This window comes from Novosphingobium sp. NDB2Meth1, assembly GCF_900117425.1.
GTDB lineage: Bacteria > Pseudomonadota > Alphaproteobacteria > Sphingomonadales > Sphingomonadaceae > Novosphingobium.
The window spans coordinates 638677-654947 of the sequence record NZ_FPEH01000032.1; the positions used below are offsets into that span (position 1 = coordinate 638677).

18 protein-coding genes and 1 tRNA gene are annotated in these 16271 nt (G+C 65.8%); 10 read left to right on the plus strand and 9 right to left on the minus strand.

The window, feature by feature from the left end; genetic code table 11:
* Window positions 1–13: 13 nt before the first annotated feature.
* Together NDB2M1_RS21210 and NDB2M1_RS21215 are read left to right on the plus strand one after the other, a co-directional pair.
* On the plus strand, window positions 14–442 hold the full coding sequence (locus NDB2M1_RS21210; RefSeq protein ID WP_072384663.1) for an acyl-CoA thioesterase: 429 nt from the start codon (window positions 14–16) through the stop codon (window positions 440–442).
* Window positions 427–804 carry a (2Fe-2S) ferredoxin domain-containing protein gene (locus NDB2M1_RS21215; protein WP_072384733.1) on the plus strand — a complete coding sequence of 126 codons (378 nt, stop codon included), beginning with the start codon at window positions 427–429 and terminating at the stop codon, window positions 802–804. Before NDB2M1_RS21210 ends, NDB2M1_RS21215 begins: the two co-directional genes overlap by 16 nt.
* Before the next feature lie 6 nt (window positions 805–810).
* Here NDB2M1_RS21215 and NDB2M1_RS21220 read toward each other — a convergent pair whose 3' ends face one another.
* Complete coding sequence (locus tag NDB2M1_RS21220) at window positions 811–1122, minus strand: hypothetical protein (protein ID WP_072384734.1); 312 nt, start codon at window positions 1120–1122, stop codon at window positions 811–813.
* Between the two features lie 141 nt (window positions 1123–1263).
* Here NDB2M1_RS21220 and NDB2M1_RS21225 point away from each other — a divergent pair, with 141 nt between their 5' ends.
* The 3 genes from NDB2M1_RS21225 to xth are packed head-to-tail and all read left to right on the plus strand — an operon-like array spanning window position 1264 to window position 2870.
* Window positions 1264–1695 (plus strand): CBS domain-containing protein, encoded by a 432-nt coding sequence (locus NDB2M1_RS21225; protein ID WP_054121375.1) that lies wholly within the window; start codon window positions 1264–1266, stop codon window positions 1693–1695.
* Window positions 1696–1731: 36 nt separating this feature from the next.
* The gene (locus tag NDB2M1_RS21230) at window positions 1732–2088 is read left to right on the plus strand and encodes a HesB/IscA family protein (protein ID WP_054121374.1); all 357 of its coding nucleotides are present in this window, start codon (window positions 1732–1734) and stop codon (window positions 2086–2088) included.
* Window positions 2089–2090: 2 nt separating this feature from the next.
* Entirely contained in the window at window positions 2091–2870 is a 780-nt protein-coding gene (gene xth, locus NDB2M1_RS21235; protein WP_072384735.1) for an exodeoxyribonuclease III, read from the plus strand.
* Here the strand turns inward: xth and NDB2M1_RS21240 are convergent.
* The 8 genes from NDB2M1_RS21240 to NDB2M1_RS21275 all read right to left on the minus strand — a co-directional run bounded on the left by NDB2M1_RS21240 (window position 2867) and on the right by NDB2M1_RS21275 (window position 10596).
* On the minus strand, window positions 2867–4711 hold the full coding sequence (locus NDB2M1_RS21240) for a hypothetical protein (RefSeq protein ID WP_072384664.1): 1845 nt from the start codon (window positions 4709–4711) through the stop codon (window positions 2867–2869). The genes xth and NDB2M1_RS21240 overlap by 4 nt on opposite strands.
* A 46-nt stretch (window positions 4712–4757) precedes the next feature.
* Window positions 4758–6560 carry a hypothetical protein gene (locus NDB2M1_RS21245; protein WP_253185985.1) on the minus strand — a complete coding sequence of 601 codons (1803 nt, stop codon included), beginning with the start codon at window positions 6558–6560 and terminating at the stop codon, window positions 4758–4760.
* Window positions 6560–6973, minus strand: a complete 414-nt coding sequence (locus NDB2M1_RS21250) for a GtrA family protein (protein WP_054121372.1) — start codon at window positions 6971–6973, stop codon at window positions 6560–6562. The genes NDB2M1_RS21245 and NDB2M1_RS21250 overlap by 1 nt, the downstream gene beginning before the upstream one ends.
* Before the next feature lie 34 nt (window positions 6974–7007).
* Window positions 7008–8612 carry an NAD(P)/FAD-dependent oxidoreductase gene (locus tag NDB2M1_RS21255; protein WP_072384665.1) on the minus strand — a complete coding sequence of 535 codons (1605 nt, stop codon included), beginning with the start codon at window positions 8610–8612 and terminating at the stop codon, window positions 7008–7010.
* Between the two features lie 92 nt (window positions 8613–8704).
* The gene (locus NDB2M1_RS21260) at window positions 8705–9388 is read right to left on the minus strand and encodes a PilZ domain-containing protein (protein WP_072384666.1); all 684 of its coding nucleotides are present in this window, start codon (window positions 9386–9388) and stop codon (window positions 8705–8707) included.
* A 209-nt stretch (window positions 9389–9597) separates the two neighbouring features.
* Window positions 9598–9682 (minus strand) — tRNA-Leu (locus tag NDB2M1_RS21265).
* Between the two features lie 100 nt (window positions 9683–9782).
* Complete coding sequence (locus NDB2M1_RS21270) at window positions 9783–10064, minus strand: integration host factor subunit beta (RefSeq protein WP_072384737.1); 282 nt, start codon at window positions 10062–10064, stop codon at window positions 9783–9785.
* Window positions 10065–10227: 163 nt separating this feature from the next.
* The gene (locus tag NDB2M1_RS21275; RefSeq protein ID WP_072384667.1) at window positions 10228–10596 is read right to left on the minus strand and encodes a GntR family transcriptional regulator; all 369 of its coding nucleotides are present in this window, start codon (window positions 10594–10596) and stop codon (window positions 10228–10230) included.
* A 232-nt stretch (window positions 10597–10828) separates the two neighbouring features.
* Between NDB2M1_RS21275 and NDB2M1_RS21280 the strand changes: the two genes are divergently transcribed.
* Genes NDB2M1_RS21280 through NDB2M1_RS23275 form a run of 5 tightly spaced genes read left to right on the plus strand, consistent with a single transcriptional unit; the run spans window position 10829 to window position 16125 of the window.
* A complete protein-coding gene (locus NDB2M1_RS21280; RefSeq protein ID WP_054121368.1) occupies window positions 10829–12634 on the plus strand; it encodes a peptide MFS transporter in 1806 nt (601 codons plus the stop codon).
* A gap of 5 nt (window positions 12635–12639) precedes the next feature.
* Window positions 12640–14043: an amidohydrolase gene (locus tag NDB2M1_RS21285; RefSeq protein ID WP_072384668.1), complete on the plus strand. Its 1404-nt coding sequence runs from the start codon at window positions 12640–12642 to the stop codon at window positions 14041–14043.
* Window positions 14040–15383 carry an amidohydrolase family protein gene (locus NDB2M1_RS21290; RefSeq protein ID WP_072384669.1) on the plus strand — a complete coding sequence of 448 codons (1344 nt, stop codon included), beginning with the start codon at window positions 14040–14042 and terminating at the stop codon, window positions 15381–15383. The genes NDB2M1_RS21285 and NDB2M1_RS21290 overlap by 4 nt, the downstream gene beginning before the upstream one ends.
* Window positions 15384–15439: 56 nt before the next feature.
* Entirely contained in the window at window positions 15440–15811 is a 372-nt protein-coding gene (locus tag NDB2M1_RS23270) for an NnrU family protein (protein ID WP_253185986.1), read from the plus strand.
* Entirely contained in the window at window positions 15784–16125 is a 342-nt protein-coding gene (locus NDB2M1_RS23275) for an NnrU family protein (protein ID WP_253185987.1), read from the plus strand. Before NDB2M1_RS23270 ends, NDB2M1_RS23275 begins: the two co-directional genes overlap by 28 nt.
* Window positions 16126–16271 lie beyond the last annotated feature (146 nt).

Genomic DNA, 16271 nt, shown 5'->3' on the forward strand with positions numbered 1-16271 from the left:
CTAGGGCGCGTGCATGGCCAGACCTGATCCCGCGCTGCTCGATCCCGCGCGCTACCCTTTCGGCAATGCCGTCACGACGCGGTTCGCCGATCTCGATCCCAACGGGCACATCAACAACGTGGCGATGGCGGCGGTGTTCGAGGATGCCCGGCTGCGCTTCATCACTGCCGTCGGCATGCCGAAGAACACTGATAACGCGCGGTTCATGGTCGCCAATGTCACCATCGATTATCTGGCGCAGGCCTATTACCCGGCAGGCCTCGAATGCCGCGTCGGCGCGCTGCCGGGCGGGCGCAGCAGCTGGAGCCTCAGGCAGCTGCTGCTCCAGGATGGCCGCCCGGTGGCGACGGCACACGTCACGATCGTGTTCACCGACGGCGAGCGCCCGCAGCCGATCGACCCGGCGCTTCGCGAAAGGCTCGATGCATGGCTGATCCGGTGAAGCCTGAGGAGATCACGCTGGCACGGCAGGCGGTCGCGGGCCTCGGCGGGTTCGCGCCGCAGCGGCACATCCTGCTCTGTGCCGGCCCCGAAAAGGACAAGTGCGCCCCGCGCGAGGCGGGCGACGAAGCGTGGAACTTCCTCAAGAAGCGGCTGGGCGAGCTCAAGCTGGGCGGGCCGCAGGGCGTGCTGCGCAACAAGGTCGGCTGCCTGCGCGTCTGCGCCGCCGGACCGGTCGCGCTCGTCTATCCGGACAACGTCTGGTACCACTCCTGCACGCCCGCCGTGCTGGAGCGGATCATCCAGGAGCACGTGATCGGCGGAATTCCGGTCGAGGACTACCTGCTCACGCCGCCGGAGTAAGCGGCGCTACTTCCACCAGCTGTCGACGTGCTGCTCGAGGCCGTTGTCGACCGCCTCGTCATGCCCGGTGCCGCTGGAGAGGAACACGAGCCCCATCAGCGCCGCCATCAGCATCATCGTCAGGCCGATGCCGAGCATGGCTGCGATGTAGAGATGGATCGAAACCAGCCCGACCGCCGCATAGAGATACCAGGCGGCTGCCGCCATGACGACGAGGGTCAGCAGGCCCATCCAGCGCATGATGCGGAAGTAGCGGCCCCACGCGAATTCGGCGTAGTCCGGATCGTCGAGCGGGGAGGGGCGGACAGGCTGGGCCATGCGCCGTTCCATGCGCCGCTCGCGGCTCCAAGGCAATCGCTTTCCCCGCCTGCCCTTTGGTGGCATGATCGGCGAATCGGCAAGCATTGGAACGACTTGCCGGACAAAGAGGCTCTCCCCGGGTGGGGGAAGGAGGATGCCATGTCGATCGCCATGTTGATCGCCGGTCGTTCAGGAGAAGTATGGCACTGCCATGCCGACGACCTTGTTGCGGACGCTGTTGAAACGCTCGCCACGCGCCGGATCGGGGCCTTGCCGGTCACCGACGCCGGGACTGAAGTGGCCGGGATCTTTTCCGAACGCGACGTGCTCTACGCACTCAAGACCCACGGTGCCGCCGCACTGCAGATGCGCGTGCGCGACGTGATGACCGCGCCGGTGATCTCGGTCAGCCCGGAGCAGAGCGCGCTCGAAGCGCTTGCCCTGATGACGCGGCGGCGCATCCGCCACTTGCCGGTGATCGACAAGGGCAGGATGGTCGGCTTCGTCTCGATCGGCGATCTCGTGAAGTTCCGCATCGACCGCATCGAGGCCGAGGCCGAGGCGCTCCGGGAATATATCCAGACGGTGTGACTTGAGCGGGCCGCCAGGGCGGCCTATCTTGAGGACATGACCACAACGCTCTCTGAACCCGCGCTCGGCGCCGGTGTCACGCTCGCCCCCAGCGCAGCGGCGCGCATCGCCGCGATTGCTGCCAAGCAGAACCGCCCCGCCGTGCTGCGCCTCGCGGTCGAAGGCGGCGGCTGTTCGGGCTTTCAGTACAAGTTCGAGATGGCGGGCGAGCCTGAGGCCGATGACCTCGTCACCGAGACCGATGGCGTGCGGCTGCTGGTCGATGCGATGAGCCTCGACCTGATCGCGGGCGCGACGGTCGAATACATCGAATCGCTCGGCGGCGCAGCTTTCCGCGTCACCAACCCGCAAGCGGCATCGGGCTGCGGTTGCGGCGCGAGCTTCTCGGTGTGACGATCAAGGTCGCTTCCTTCAACATCAACGGAATCAAGGCACGGCTTCCGCGGTTGCTGGAGTGGCTGGAGGAAACGCGCCCCAGCGTCGCCTGCCTGCAGGAAATCAAGACGCAGGACGCGGACTTCCCGGCGGCCGAGTTCCACAAGATCGGCTATCACGCGATCTGGCACGGACAGAAGGGCTTCAACGGCGTCGCCATTCTCGCCGACGGGACCACGCCGGTCGAAGTGCAGCGTGGGCTGGCCGGGGAGCCGGAGGACGAGCATTCGCGCTACCTTGAGGCCGATGTCTTCGGGCTGCGCGTCGCGTGCATCTACTTGCCCAACGGCAATCCGCAGCCGGGCCCGAAGTTCGACTACAAGCTGCGCTGGATGGAGCGCCTGCGGGGGCGCATGGCCGAAATCGCGGCGGAGGAAGTCCCCGCGCTGGTGATCGGCGATTACAATGTGATCCCCGAGGACAAGGACGTGTGGGACGTCCGCGCGATGGCGAGCGACGCCCTGATGCAGGGCGAATCGCGCGATGCCTATCGCCGCCTGCTCAATGACGGCTGGACCGATGCGCTCGACCTGCATCACCCGCGCGGCGGGCTCTGGACGTTCTGGGACTATCAGGCCGGCGCCTGGCAGCGCGATCACGGCTTCCGCATCGATCACGCGCTGCTTTCGCCCGAACTCGCCGACCGACTGGTCGGTGCGGGTGTCGACAAGGCCTATCGCGGGCGCGAGAAGGCGAGCGACCACGCGCCGATCTGGGTGACGCTGCGCAATCCCGACTAGTTGACGACCTTCCAGAAGCGCATGTGCGAACCGGGGGCGAGGTCCACCGGCTGGAGCCATGCGGGGGTCCTGCCATCGAGCAGCTTCGCCATCAGGCCATTCGGCGCGCGGGTGGCGTAGACCGAAGGCTCGAAGATGTCCGGGCACACGGCGATCAGCGAGGCGTGGCGCTTGCGGACCAGTTCGTGGGCTCTGGCTTCGGGCGACATGAAAGCTTCGATCACGTCGTGGATGCCCGAAGCGCCGCGATGGTGGCCGGTCGCGACAACGCGGTGGTGCGAGCGCACGATGAGGTCCGGGCCGATATCGAGCGGGGCGAAGATGTCGGTTGCCGGGAGCTTGTCGAGCGCCCGGCCGGCGATGTCATAGCGGCAGGCGGACATGCCGATGGCGCCGGGCTTGACGCCCGCGACGGACGGAGCTGCGTCTGACCCGCTTGCCTTGGCCGTCACGGCATTCACCGCGTTCATGGCGGCGACCGCCGGAAGCCCGGGCGCCAGCAGCGAGATGACGATGGCATAGCCGCCAAGGCGCGGCAGGATCGCCACACTGCGCAGGCGATAGACCCAGCCGAGGATCAATGCCGCGGACGGGACGGCGGCGAAGACCAGCGCGGTGGCCGAAGCACGCGCCACGGCCATGCCGATCAGCCAGGCCCCGGCGAGCAGCAGCATGTGATCGAGCCACAGCAGCCGCGTCGGCGCGTCCTTGGCCCCGTGCCACAGGCGGTAGGTGCCGTAGAGGCCGATCAACGGCCCGGCAAAGATGGCGGCGGCGAGCGGGGCGGGCGCATGCCAGAAGGGCATGCCTTCGGCGATGGCGTCGTACCAGTAGCGCTTCACCAGTGGATCGAGCATGACGAACGCACCGCCGCGGCATTCCGGCGCAATGCCGAACAGGATGGCCGCAGCACCCGCGCCCATGACCACCAGGCCGCCGATCTGCCCCGCAAGCGTGCGCGGGGTGGCAAAGCGCAGCGCAGCGGCACCGGCGGCAACCCAAGCGAACAGCGCGAGATGCACCGGCGAAATGGCATCGCAATGGGTGCCGAGATCAAATGTGCCGCGCGTGCCGAGGAAGAACACCGCACTGCCGAGCGCCAGACCGAGCGTCGCGGCGTGGAGCCAGTCGAACCGGCTGGCCGGAGAGCGCAGCCCGCGCAGCGCACAGATACCGAGGAACAACGCGGTAAGCGGCAGGCCTTCGATGGAAATCGCCAGCAGGGCCGCGAGCGCGACGCCGATGACCGCGCCGCCCTTCAGCGCGTCCCTGGCGTGCAGTCCGCTCAGCGCCGCAAGCGCGAGGACGATCTGCCAGCCGTGGTGATCGATCCGCATCGGCGTGAACTGGCACAGGATCGGCGGCGAAAGGCCGATCATCAGGCAGGTGAGCCCCACCACTTCATCATTGAACCAACGCGCTGCAAACCGGCCGAGCAGCGCCATCGCGCAAAGCAGCGTCAGCAGCGGCACCGCGATCACGGTGGCAAATTCCGCGCCCGCCGTGCCGAGCAAGGGGCGCAGCAGCAGGATCATCGCGGCAATCGGCACGTCGACCAGCCGCGACCAGTGCATGGCAACGCCCTCCGGCGCGGCGATGCGGTACTGGTGGACATCGAACCACGATTGTCCGGCAAGCAGATCGCGCACCTGCAGCAGGCGCAGCGCGTCATCCGGATCGGTGAAGCGCAGCATGGCGATGAGCTTGAAGTTCATCACGATCATCGTGACCGCGAGCAGCACCCAGGTGATCAGCACGCGCAGGGCTGGTCCCCGCGCCGGATCGGTCACCGAGGGCGCCGCTGCGGGAGCCTGGGCATCAGGAGCGAACAAGGTAGCCATCAGCCAAGGTCCCACATGCTGAAATGATCGAAAGTCAGGGGCATGCTCATCGCACCACCTGCCAGAACTGCAATCCCGAGCCCGGCGCGAGATCGACCGGTGCCAGCCATTCCGGCGGACGATTTGCCACGAGGCGGGCCATCAGCCCATCGGGCGCAACTTTGGCATAGACCGATTGGCGCGAGACGGCGGGGCAGATCATCACCATGGTCGCATGGCGCGCCTGCATGATCGCGCGCGCCTCGGCGGACGGGGCGAGGAAGGCTGCGATCACATCATGCATCGCGGCGGAACCGCGATGATGGCCCGTCGCGACCACGCGCTGGTGGGTGCGGACGAGGATATCAGGGCCCATGTCGAGCGGCACGAGGATGTCGGTCGGTGGGAGGCGATCCAGCGCGGCAGCGGCGCGGTCGAAATGGCACGAAGCGGCGCTGCCGGTGCCCGATCCGTCAGCCTTTGGCGCCACGAAGCTGGCCGCCACGGCAACGGGAATGCCCGGCACCAGCAGCGCGGCCATGCCGACATAGGCAACGATGCGCTTCCCGGGGGAGGCCTTGTGCAGGGTGTTTACCCAGTGCGCGACCTGAACGGCGGCTGGCACGGCGGCGAAGACGAAGGCTGTCGCCGATGCCCGCGCGACCATCATGCCGATCACCCAGGCGCCGAACAGCACGAACAGGTGGTCACCCCAGATCGGGCGCTGCTCGGCAGGTTCGGCCTCGCGCCACAGCCGCCAAGCGCCGATCAGACCGATCAGTGGCCCGGCGACAATGACAGCGGCAAGATGCGGGCGGGCGTGCCAGAAGGGCATGCCTTCCGCGACGGAAGGCAGCCAGAAGCGCAGAACCAGCGGATCGAGTTCGGCAAAACCGCCGCCCCGGCATTGCGGTGCCGCGGTGAGCAGGATGGCCAGTGCGCTGGCGCCGATGACCGCCAGCGCGCCGAGCGAAACCGCGGGCTGGCGCGGCGCGGCGAGCCGCAAGGCAGCTGCACCGAGCGCGGTCCATGCGAACATTGCCAGATGAACCGGCGAGACCTGATCGCAATGCTGCGCCAGATCGCCGATTCCCCGCGTCGCCAGAAACAGCACAGCCGATCCCGCTGCGAGTGTCACGGTCGCCGACTGGAGCCAGTCAAACCGCGCTTCCGGCGCACGAAGGCCGCGGAACCCGCAGACGACGAGGAACAGGGCCGCCAAGGGCAGGCCTTCGATCGATATCGCGAGCGTTGCGGCAAGGGCGAGCCCGATCACCGCACCGCCGGTCCGGGCCCCGACCGCGTGCAGGCCGTTCAGCGCCGCGAGCGCAAGCACGATTTGCCAGCCGTGGTGATCGATCCGCAGCGGGGTGAACTGCCACAGCAGCGGGATCGCCAGGGCGAAGCTCAGGCACGCCAGCATCGCGATCTCGCGGTCGAAATGGCGAACGGCAAGGCGGCCGACGAGGGCCAGCGCGCAAAGCAGGGTCAGCAGCGGCACGGCAACCAGCGCGGATAGCTCGGCGAGGTGAATGCCCAGCAAAGGCTTCAGGAGCAGGATAACCGCCGCGATCGGAACATCGACAAGGCGCGACCAGTGCATCGCCACACCCTCGGGCGCGGCGACGCGGTATTGGTGGAGGTCGAACCAGGACTGGCCGGCAAGGAGATCACGCACCTGCACCAGCCGCAGTGCATCGTCGGGATCGCCGAATTGCATCGCGGCAATCTGCGGCGCCTTCAAGGCGATCAGCGCGGCGGCAAGGAGCAGCCAGCTCAGCAGCACGGGCCGCCAGAAGGACTGTGTCTGATGCCTGCGCGGAGCGGCCCCGACCGGCCGTTCGGCGCCGGACGGGTACAGCGTGGCCATCAGCGAAAGACCACCCGCTTGCGCAGCAGCCACGTCACGGCGAAGCTCACGACGATCGCGCAGAGCTTGGCGGCGCGCGGATCGAGCCCGGCGGCGCTTGCCCCGCCGACGATCAGCGTGGTGACGCCGAGGCCAATCAAGGCCGAGACGACGAACATCGCCTTCTGCCTGGTGCGCGCGATGCCGCCTTCGGCGACCTGTTCGGCAAAGACCTTGCGGCTCGACAGGATCCAGTGGACCATGATGCCGATGCCATAGCCCATCGCCGAGGCGGCCACCGGGGGCACACCCGCCGAAAGCAGCGCGAGGAACGTGCCCATATCCACCGCCAGCGCGCCGACGCTGGCGAGGATATAGCGCACCAGCACGATCTGGCGGATGCGGTTCAGGGGAGCGATATCAAGCACGGTCACGGGTTGATCCTGTCTAGCAAGCAGTCACGACCGGTCAGGCAGCAGCGCGATCCTTGCTCTTCTCATCGGCAATCCGGGTCGGCACATCGCGCAGCGAGTTCAGCGCAGCGGCCTGATCCTCGCTCACGGCACGCGCGGGGATCGCGGCCTGTGCGCCCTCGTCACCCGCTTCGTGATACTCGGCGTCCTCGTTCACGCACCAGATGTCGTAGACGCGGGTCCCGGCGAGGATGTTCTCGACCGTGAGCATCGCGGTCATCATCGCGTGGTCCTGATTGTTGTAGCGATGCATGCCGTTGCGGCCGACGAGGTGCAGCGTCGGATGGCTGGCCTCCAGCTCGGCGCGCATCGCGGCGACATTGGCGGCATATTCGTCGTCGTAGACCGGATAGGCCTTTTCCTGACGGACCACCGCGCCGCCGATCACCTTGGCGGGATCGACGAGGCCGAGGATGTCCATTTCCTTCGTGGCGAGCTTGATCAGGTCCTCGTCGCTCGAGGCCCAGAGGTCATCGCCCTCGAAGCAGAAGTATTCGAGACCGACGCAGGCAACGCTCTCGTCGGGCACCATTTCGGGCGACCACGAGCGGAAGTTCTGGACGCGGCCGACACGGACCTTGCTGTCGTGGATGTAGATCCAGTTGTCCGGGAACAGGTCCTCGCTGCGGATCTTGAGCGCCACGGTGAGGAAGTCGCGGTACTTGAGGCGGCTTGCTTCCAGCGTGGTTGCCGGCAGCGGATGCAGGCGGGCGGCAAGTTCACGCATCGGCGCGGAGCTGATCGCGTGGCGTGCGCGGATCACCGTCTCGCCGCCATCATCTGCGCGGGTGGCCGAGAGGCGCCAGCCGCCCTGCCCGTCACTGGCGAGCTGCTTCATCGCATGACCCATCAGCACGTGGCTGCCGGCGGCGACGATCTTGTCGCGCGCGGCTTCCCACATCATGCCGGGGCCCTGGCGCGGATAGCGGAAGGTTTCGAGCAAGGTCTTGGTCTGCATGCCGTCGTTCGGGCGCTTGTTGAGTCCGAGGCTGCGCTTGAGGCCATCGAGCACGGCAGCGCCCAATGAAAGGCCCTTGATGCGCTGTGCGGCCCAGTCGGCGCTCATTTCGTTGCAGGGCATGCCCCAGACCTTCTCAGTGTAGGTCTTGAAGAAGATCGAATAGAGCTTCTTGCCGAACTGGTTGCTGGTCCAGTCCTCGAAGCTCTTCACGTCCTTGATCGGGAAGAGCTTGGACATGCCATAGCTCATCATGCAGGTGGTCGAGCGCCAGATGCCGAGGTTGCTGAGCGCCTCGAACGCGCGCAGCGGGTACGAGTAAAACTTGCCCTCGTAGTAGATGCGGCTCATGCGCGGGCGCTGGATGAAGTCGTCCGGCAGGATCTCGTTCCACAGGTCGACGACCTGCTGCGACTTCGAGAAGAAGCGGTGGCCGCCGATATCGAAGCGATAGCCCTCGTGCTCGACGGTGCGGCTGATGCCGCCGACGTAGCGCGTGTCCTTTTCGATGATCGCGACCTTGAGGCCCTGCTTGGAAAGGAGATAGCCGGCGGTCAGCCCCGCTGGTCCCGCGCCGATGATGGCGACATCGACCTGAACCTCGCTGCTATCCCCCTGCAGATCCGTGAAACCGTTACCCATCGCTAGCTCCCGCTCAAGCGTTCATGCCTTGGAAACGGAAGTGAACGAAAATGGCTAAGAGACGGTTAACGCGGGTAAGGGGAACGGCGAAATCAGGCCTCGCCCGCAGAGGGTTCGGATTCGCTGCCGCGCGCGTGCTGTTCCAGCGCTTCGGCAAACTGGAGCGGCGCGGAAATGCGGGCGAGTTCCTCGAGGCGGAAGGTGTGCTCGAAGATCATTCCATAGCGCGGGTGGCTGCGCCAACGGACCTTTGCGAAAAGCGGCGGGGTGACCCCGGTCTCGATCCGCACCAGCTCGTTCATCAGCAGCCATTTCTCGGATTCGATGCAGGCACCTTGCTGCGACAGGTTGTGGAAGACCACCGGAACCGCCTCGCCGCCCGAATGCAGCATGCCGCCAATCGCGATCTGCAGGCGAATCTGCCGCTTGGGATAAGCGCCCTTCGATTCGTCGAGCAGCCGTTCGATGTCGATTTCGTGCGTGAAGCGCAGGCCGGCAAAGTCTTCCGCCATCCACACGAGCTCGACCGGATAGCGGTCGCCCGTCATCAGTTCGACGACGAGTTCGCGCGCCTGCGGCAGATCGGAAAACAGGCGAATCTTGAGACCGCTGGCTGATGCATCGCGGATAATGCACAGAAACTCGCGGCCATCGGCGATGATCTTGGCAGTGCGAATCAGCAGCGCGTAACGCGGAGCGGAGCGATGCTCCGCGCCGGGCGGCGCACCTGTCTGATCCTGCCGGGCTGCCCCGGGCAGTTGCTGTTCCTGTGCCAAGCCTTGTTCCCCTGGCGCACCCTGCCGGACCCTTCCGACCAAGTGCACGCTCCGCTGTGCAGCAAGGCTTCTAACGCACTGATCCTTGACATGTTGTTACTCTGGGTAAGCACGACTGGTTACCAATGCCCGCTTGCCCATAGCGGAGGACACCACCTGGTCGGCCGCGCAGGAAACACGGGTAAACCTGGTGGTGGGCGGGCCCATAGTGGTACGGACGGCGGGACTCGAACCCGCACGAGCTGAGCTCAAGGGATTTTAAGTCCCCTGCGTCTACCATTCCGCCACGTCCGCACATGAAGGAGAAGCCGGTGCGATGGCACAGAGCAGCGGACGCGGCAACGGGCAGCGCTACCGGAGCACTGCCCCCGACCGATCGGAAAAGCCTTGGCGGCTATTCGGCGTTGAGCCGGACCCGCATGTCCTTGCCGGGCTTGAAGTAAGGCACGCGCTTGCCCGGGACTTCGACGGAATCGCCGGTCCGCGGATTGCGTCCCTTGCGCGCATCGCGCTCACGCGTCGAAAACGCGCCAAAACCGCGCAGTTCGACACGACCACCTTCGGCGAGGCGCTTTGCGATCTCGTCGAAGAACACGTCTACCACGCGCTCGATCTCTTCGCCGCGCATGCCTGGGCTCTGTTTGGCAAGCGCCTGCAACAATTCGGATCGGATCATCCGCATCCCCCCTACTTACCTGCCGGCAACAACGGGTACCCTTTGGGCTTGAGCCGCGCTGCCGACATCACTCCTTCCGGGCGAGTCCCGGTCCGCTGGAGCGCTGCAATAGTGCCAGACCATGGGCGGTGCGGCAACTTATCAATCGTTAAACGGCAAGGGATTAGCCGATGGCGCTCTCAGGCTCGCCCAGAAGCTGTGACGGATCGAGATGGAGCCGCCGCATGCGCACCCTGATTTCCGGCCACTCGTGTCGCAGAAATGCAGCGCGCTCCCGCGCCCTCAGCGTTTCCGCAGCACCGGTTGCGACAAACATGCCGACCCCGCGCTGGACCTGTACAAGCCCTTCGGCCTGAAACTGCTGGTAGGCCTTGGCCACGGTGAGCGGATTGGCCGCCTCCGCCGCCGCATAGGCGCGGACCGAGGGCAGCATCGCCCCTTCCGCAAAAGTGCCATCCAGAATCGCCGCCGCGATCTGATCGCGCAGCTTCAGGTAGACGGGCCGACCGGCGGAGGAGCTTGGCGATGCCATAGGTGATGTGGTGCCATAATACAGCGAGACGCGCAATCGGGCGCAACAAAGTTTCACCGAAACGGTCAGTTTTCGGACAATCGCAAAAGGCGAGGCCCGGCGTGCGCACGAAACCACCTTGGCATCTGAAATGCCTAGGAAAACCGCGATAACTGCCTTCCCAATGCGTGGTTAGGCGCTAATCATGATCGCAAATGACGCACAAGGTGCGCGAGGGGAGCTTTTTCATATCATGACAGAACCGCTTGGAGCCACGATCGACGCCGCACCGGTCAAGGGGAGCGGTGATGCCAGCTGGTTTGGCCACCCCGCCCAGCTCGCCCGGCTCTTTACCACGGAAGCGATGGAGCGCTTCGGCTACTACGGCATGCGCGCGCTGCTGACGCTCTATCTCGCGCAGCATTTCCTGTTCAGCGACACGACCACGACGGGCCTCTACGGCGGCTTCACCGCGCTCGTTTATCTCACCCCGCTCATCGGCGGCATGATGGCCGACCGGTTCCTCGGCTCCAAGCGCTCGGTGAAGTTCGGCGCGATCCTGATGAGCCTCGGCTATGCGATCCTCTGCTTCTCGAGCACCGGCGGCGCCGCCAAGCCCTATGCCATGATCGAGGGCACGCGCTACGAAGTGACTGTCGAGGGCAGCGGCGAAGCGCGCAAGCAGTATGTCAGCGATCAGGGCGCCACGCTGCGCATCAAGGGCAACGAAGACAAGACCGTCTCGCTGCTGCGCGAAGACGGCAGCGAGGCGCGCCGCATTGCCGCCGGCGGTTTCGAGGCGGGCGGCGAGCGCAATCCGCTCTACACGTTCCTCCTGATCACCGGCCTCGCCTTCGTTACGGTCGGCAACGGGTTCTTCAAGCCCAACATCTCGACCATCGTCGGCGAGCTCTATGAACAGGGTGACCGGCGGCGCGATGCGGGCTTCACCATCTTCTACATGGGGATCAACCTTGGTTCGCTGTTCTCGCAGATCCTCTGCCCGCTGCTGGCTGTGGGCATGGGATCATGGGGCGGGCTTGGCTGGTGGGCGGGTTTCGCGCTCGCCGCCGCCGGAATGGCGGTCTCGTGGCTCCTGTTCCAGTTCGACGGCGGCAAGCTCGACGGCTATGGCGAGCGCCCTGCGGACGCCAACCCCTCGCGCGACATGCTGGTCTACATCGGCGCGGTGCTGGCGATCCCCCTCGCCTACCTGCTGTTCGCCAACCTCATGGCCTATGTGAAGCCGCCCGAGGGCAGCGGCCTTGTCGGCTACATCATGAGCCTGCCGATCATGGGCAAGATCATGTTCGGCACGTTCCTCGTCGCGATCCCCGGCATCCTGCTATGGTCCTGGCAAAACGGCGACAGGCGCGAGTTCGAGATGATGGTCGCCGCCATCGTGCTGATCACCTTCAACACCGTGTTCTGGACCTTGTTCGAACAAGCGGGCTCCTCGCTCACGCTGTTCGCCGATCGCAATACCGACATGAGCGTGTTCGGCCTGTTCTCGATCACCGCCGGGCAGACGCAGTTCTTCAACGCGTTCTTCATTGTCGTGCTCGCGCCCCTGTTCTCGATGCTGTGGGGCGCGCTTGCCCGGCGCGGTCTGGAGCCGGGCATCCCGGTCAAGTTCGGCGTCGCGCTCGTCGGCGTCGGTGCGGGCTTCCTGTTCCTGGTCTGGGGCGCGCAGTTTGCGGACGCCAACTACAAGGTCGGCCTCTGGTGGCTCGCCGGGCTCTACATGATCCACTCGATGGCCGAGCTGTGCATTTCGCCGGTCGGCCTCTCGATGGTCACCAAGCTCTCGATCGCGCGGATCGTCGGCCTGATGATGGGAACATGGTTCCTGTCGATCGCCGTCGCCCAGTATGTCGCTGGCGTTGTTGCACAATTTGCCAGCGTGGAGACGGTTGGCGGCGAAGTCACCAACCTCAAGGTGAGCCTCGACACCTATGTCGGCGTGTTCCAGACGATCGGTGAAGTCTCGGCAGTGATCGGCCTGGTGCTGCTTGCACTCTCGGTGCCGCTCAAGCGGCTGATGCATGGTGTGAAGTGACAGCGATGACGGCGATACGAACCTTGGGCCGCACGGCCGCACATGTGCTGGCCGGGTTCGCGCTGCTCGCATCGCCGATGGCCGGCATCGCGGCAAACAAACCTGCCCCGGCCGCCGCGCCGGTCTGGCAGGAAAACCCCTACCCCTCGACCTACAAGGCCTATCCCGGCGAGCCCACGGCCATCGTCGGCGCAACGGTGTTCGATGGTAGCGGCGGGGAAATCCCGAACGGCACCGTGCTGCTGCAGGGCGGCAAGGTCGTGGGCGTGGGCGATGCCCGCCTTGCCGTGCCCGACGGCTACAGGCGGATTGACGGCACCGGCAAGTACGTCACTCCGGGCGTGATCGACATCCACAGCCACCTCGGCGTCTATGCCAGCCCCGCCGTCCCGGCCCATTCGGACGGCAACGAGGCGACCTCGCCGACCACGCCGCAAGTCTGGGCAGAACACAGCGTCTGGCCGCAAGACCCCGGCTTCAGCCGCGCGCTGACCAACGGCGGCGTCACCACGATGCAGATCCTGCCGGGCTCGGCCAATCTCATCGGCGGACGCTCGGTCGTGCTCAAGAACGTCTATGCCCGCACCGCGCAGGCGATGAAGTTTCCCGGCGCCCCTTATGGCATGAAGATGGCCTGCGGCGAGAACCCCAAGCGTATCTATGGCGGCAAGGGCCAGATGCCCTCGACCCGCATGGGCAACCTCGCAGTCGATCGGCAGATGTGGATCAAGGCCGCAGAGTACCGCAAGAAGCGCGCCGAAGGGAAGCTGACCGACCGCGACCTGGCGATGGACACGATGGCCGACGTGCTCGACGGCAAGATCCTCGTGCAGAACCACTGCTACCGCGCCGACGAAATGGCGCAGGTCATCGATATGGCGAAAGAATTCGGCTACAAGGTCGCGGCCTTCCACCATGCGGTCGAAGCCTACAAGATCGCCGATCTGCTCAAGGCGAACGGCATTTGCGCCGCGATCTGGGCCGACTGGTGGGGCTTCAAGATGGAAGCCTTCGACGCCATCCCCGAGAATGCCGCGCTGCTCGCCGATCAGGGCGCCTGCGTGATCATCCATTCGGACGACGCCAACGGGATCCAGCGGCTCAACCAGGAAGCTGCCAAGGCGAGCGCGGCCGGAAAGCGGATAGGCATCACGATTCCCGATGGCGAAGTCATCCGCTGGATCACGCTCAATCCCGCCAAGGCACTGGGGATCGACCAGCAGACCGGTAGCCTTGCGCAGGGCAAGATGGGCGACGTGGTGCTGTGGAACGGCAATCCGCTCTCGGTCTATTCGCGGCCCGAAAAGGTCTGGATCGACGGCGCCCTGCTTTACGACATGGCCGATCCGAAACGGCGGCCGGTGAGCGATTTCGAACTAGGCCTGCCGGGTGAGGGAGACGTGAAATGACGCGCGCATCGCTCTTCCTTGCCGCGCTGCTCCTCTCCGGATCTGCGCTTCCGGCCTATGCAGGCGACGCGTCGGCCCAGCTTCCTTCCGGCGATTTCGCGGTGACCAATGCCACTGTCGCGATCGGTGACGGCAGCGCGCCGATCCCGGGCGGCACCGTGCTGGTACGCGGCGGCAAGATCGTCGCGGCGGGCAAGTCTGTCTCCGTGCCGGCCGGGGTTCCGGTGATCGACGGCACAGGCAAGTGGGTGACGCCCGGCCTTGTCACCGCGATGACCGACCTCGGCCTCCTCGGCGTGGGCGCGGTGGATGAAAGCAATGACAGCTACGCCAACACCGCGCGGTTCTCGGCTGGTCTTGATGTGTCGCTGGCGATCGATCCGGACGCACCGCCGGTGGCCGTGAGCCGAGCAAGCGGGATCACCCGCGCGGGCGTGGCGCCCGCAGCCGCCAACGCGATTTTCGCCGGACAAGGCGCGGTGATCGATCTGGCCGAGAACGGACCGGGCATCTCGCAGCCGCGCGCGTTCCAGCTTGTCGAGTTGGGCGAACGCGGGGCCGACCTCGCGGGCGGCAGCCGCGTTGCAGCGCAGGCGCTGCTCCGCAACGCGCTACGCGAGGCACGCGATCTGGCGCAGCGCAAGCCAGTGAAAGCGGGCGATGATGCGCCGGGACAACCGGTCGATGCACTGCTTACCCGCGTCGATGCCGCTGCGCTGATCCCGGTGGTGACCGGCAAGCAGCCGCTGTTCGTCCACGTCGAACGCGCGGCGGACATCCGCGGCGTGCTTGCGTTGGGCAAGGAGTTCCCGGCCCTGCGGCTCGTGCTTGTCGGCGCGGGAGAAGGCTGGCGCGTCGCGCGCGAAATCGCCGCAGCCAAGGTGCCGGTGCTGGCAAGCGCGTTGGCCGACTTGCCCGGCAGCTTCGAGACGCTCGCGGCAACGCAGTCCAACGTCGGCCGGATGACGGCAGCGGGCGTCAAGGTGGCTCTCGGCGGTTTCTACGATCTCGATCAGCCGCGTTATGCCCCGCAGTTCGCCGGCAATCTTGTCGGCCTTTCGCGCGTCTCCGGCGCGAGCGGGCTAAGCTGGGGGCAGGCGCTCGCATCGATCACGTCGATCCCGGCGGAGATCCTTGGCGAGGGTGCGGTCTTCGGCAGCCTCAAACCCGGTCTTTCAGGAGATGTCGTAATTTGGGACGGTGATCCGCTGGAGGTATCATCCGCGCCTGTTACAATATATGTTGATGGAAAATTGCAGCCGTTGGTTAACCATCAGTCACGTCTCCGCCAAAGATATCGTCATGCTGGTGAGGGGACGTTGCCGAAGGCCTACGAATGAACATGTGAAGTCTCGCATGGCGCGACAAGAACGATAAGCACGGAAGGGACCAAACCGTGGATGCAGCAACTTTGACGCTCGTTGTGGGCATGGCGACCTTTGTCGGCACGCACCTCTTGATGTCCCACCCATGGCGTGCCGGAATGGTTCGCCTGTTCGGGCAGGGCGGCTTTCTGGGGATCTACTCGCTCATTTCGCTGGTTGCCTTCAGCGTCTCGGTGGTCGCTTTCGGCAAGGCTCCCGCCACGCCGCAGTTGTGGGATGGCCAGGCACTGGTACCGTGGGTGCTGGCCTCGCTGCTCACGTTCGTCGCATCCGCCCGTTTCTTGCATCGATTGTCGGAAATCCGGCGCTGGCGGGAACCGATATTGCCGGGCTTTCGACCCGTATTCCGAACGGCGTGTTCAAGGTTACGCGGCATCCGATGATGTCGGCCTTCACGCTTTGGGGGATTGCGCATATTCTGGTGGCGCCCAGCCTGCGAACGATCATCTTTGCGGGCGGCATGATCGCGCTGGCGCTCATCGGCTCTCGCGGCCAGGATGCGAAGAAGGCAGCGCTGTATGGCGCAGACTGGAAAGTCTGGATGCGGCGCACATCGTTCCTGCCGAAGCCTTCCGCGTTCGGCAATCTCGGCCTTTACTGGGTCGCGGCGCTGCCGGTCTGGCTGCTGCTGACGTGGCTGCACCTCAAGCTCGCCCTGATCCCGGCAGGCCTTTGGGTCTGGCTGGAACAGCTCTGAGGCGGCCAATCGCCGGCGGTCAGGCCCTTGCTTCCTGCACGCCTGCGCTGTTGTGGCGCAGGGCCTTGAGGACGGTATCGACGATTTGCGGGGCGTTGAGGCCTGCGGTGTCGTACTGCTTGTCGGGGGCGTCGTGGTCCTGGAAC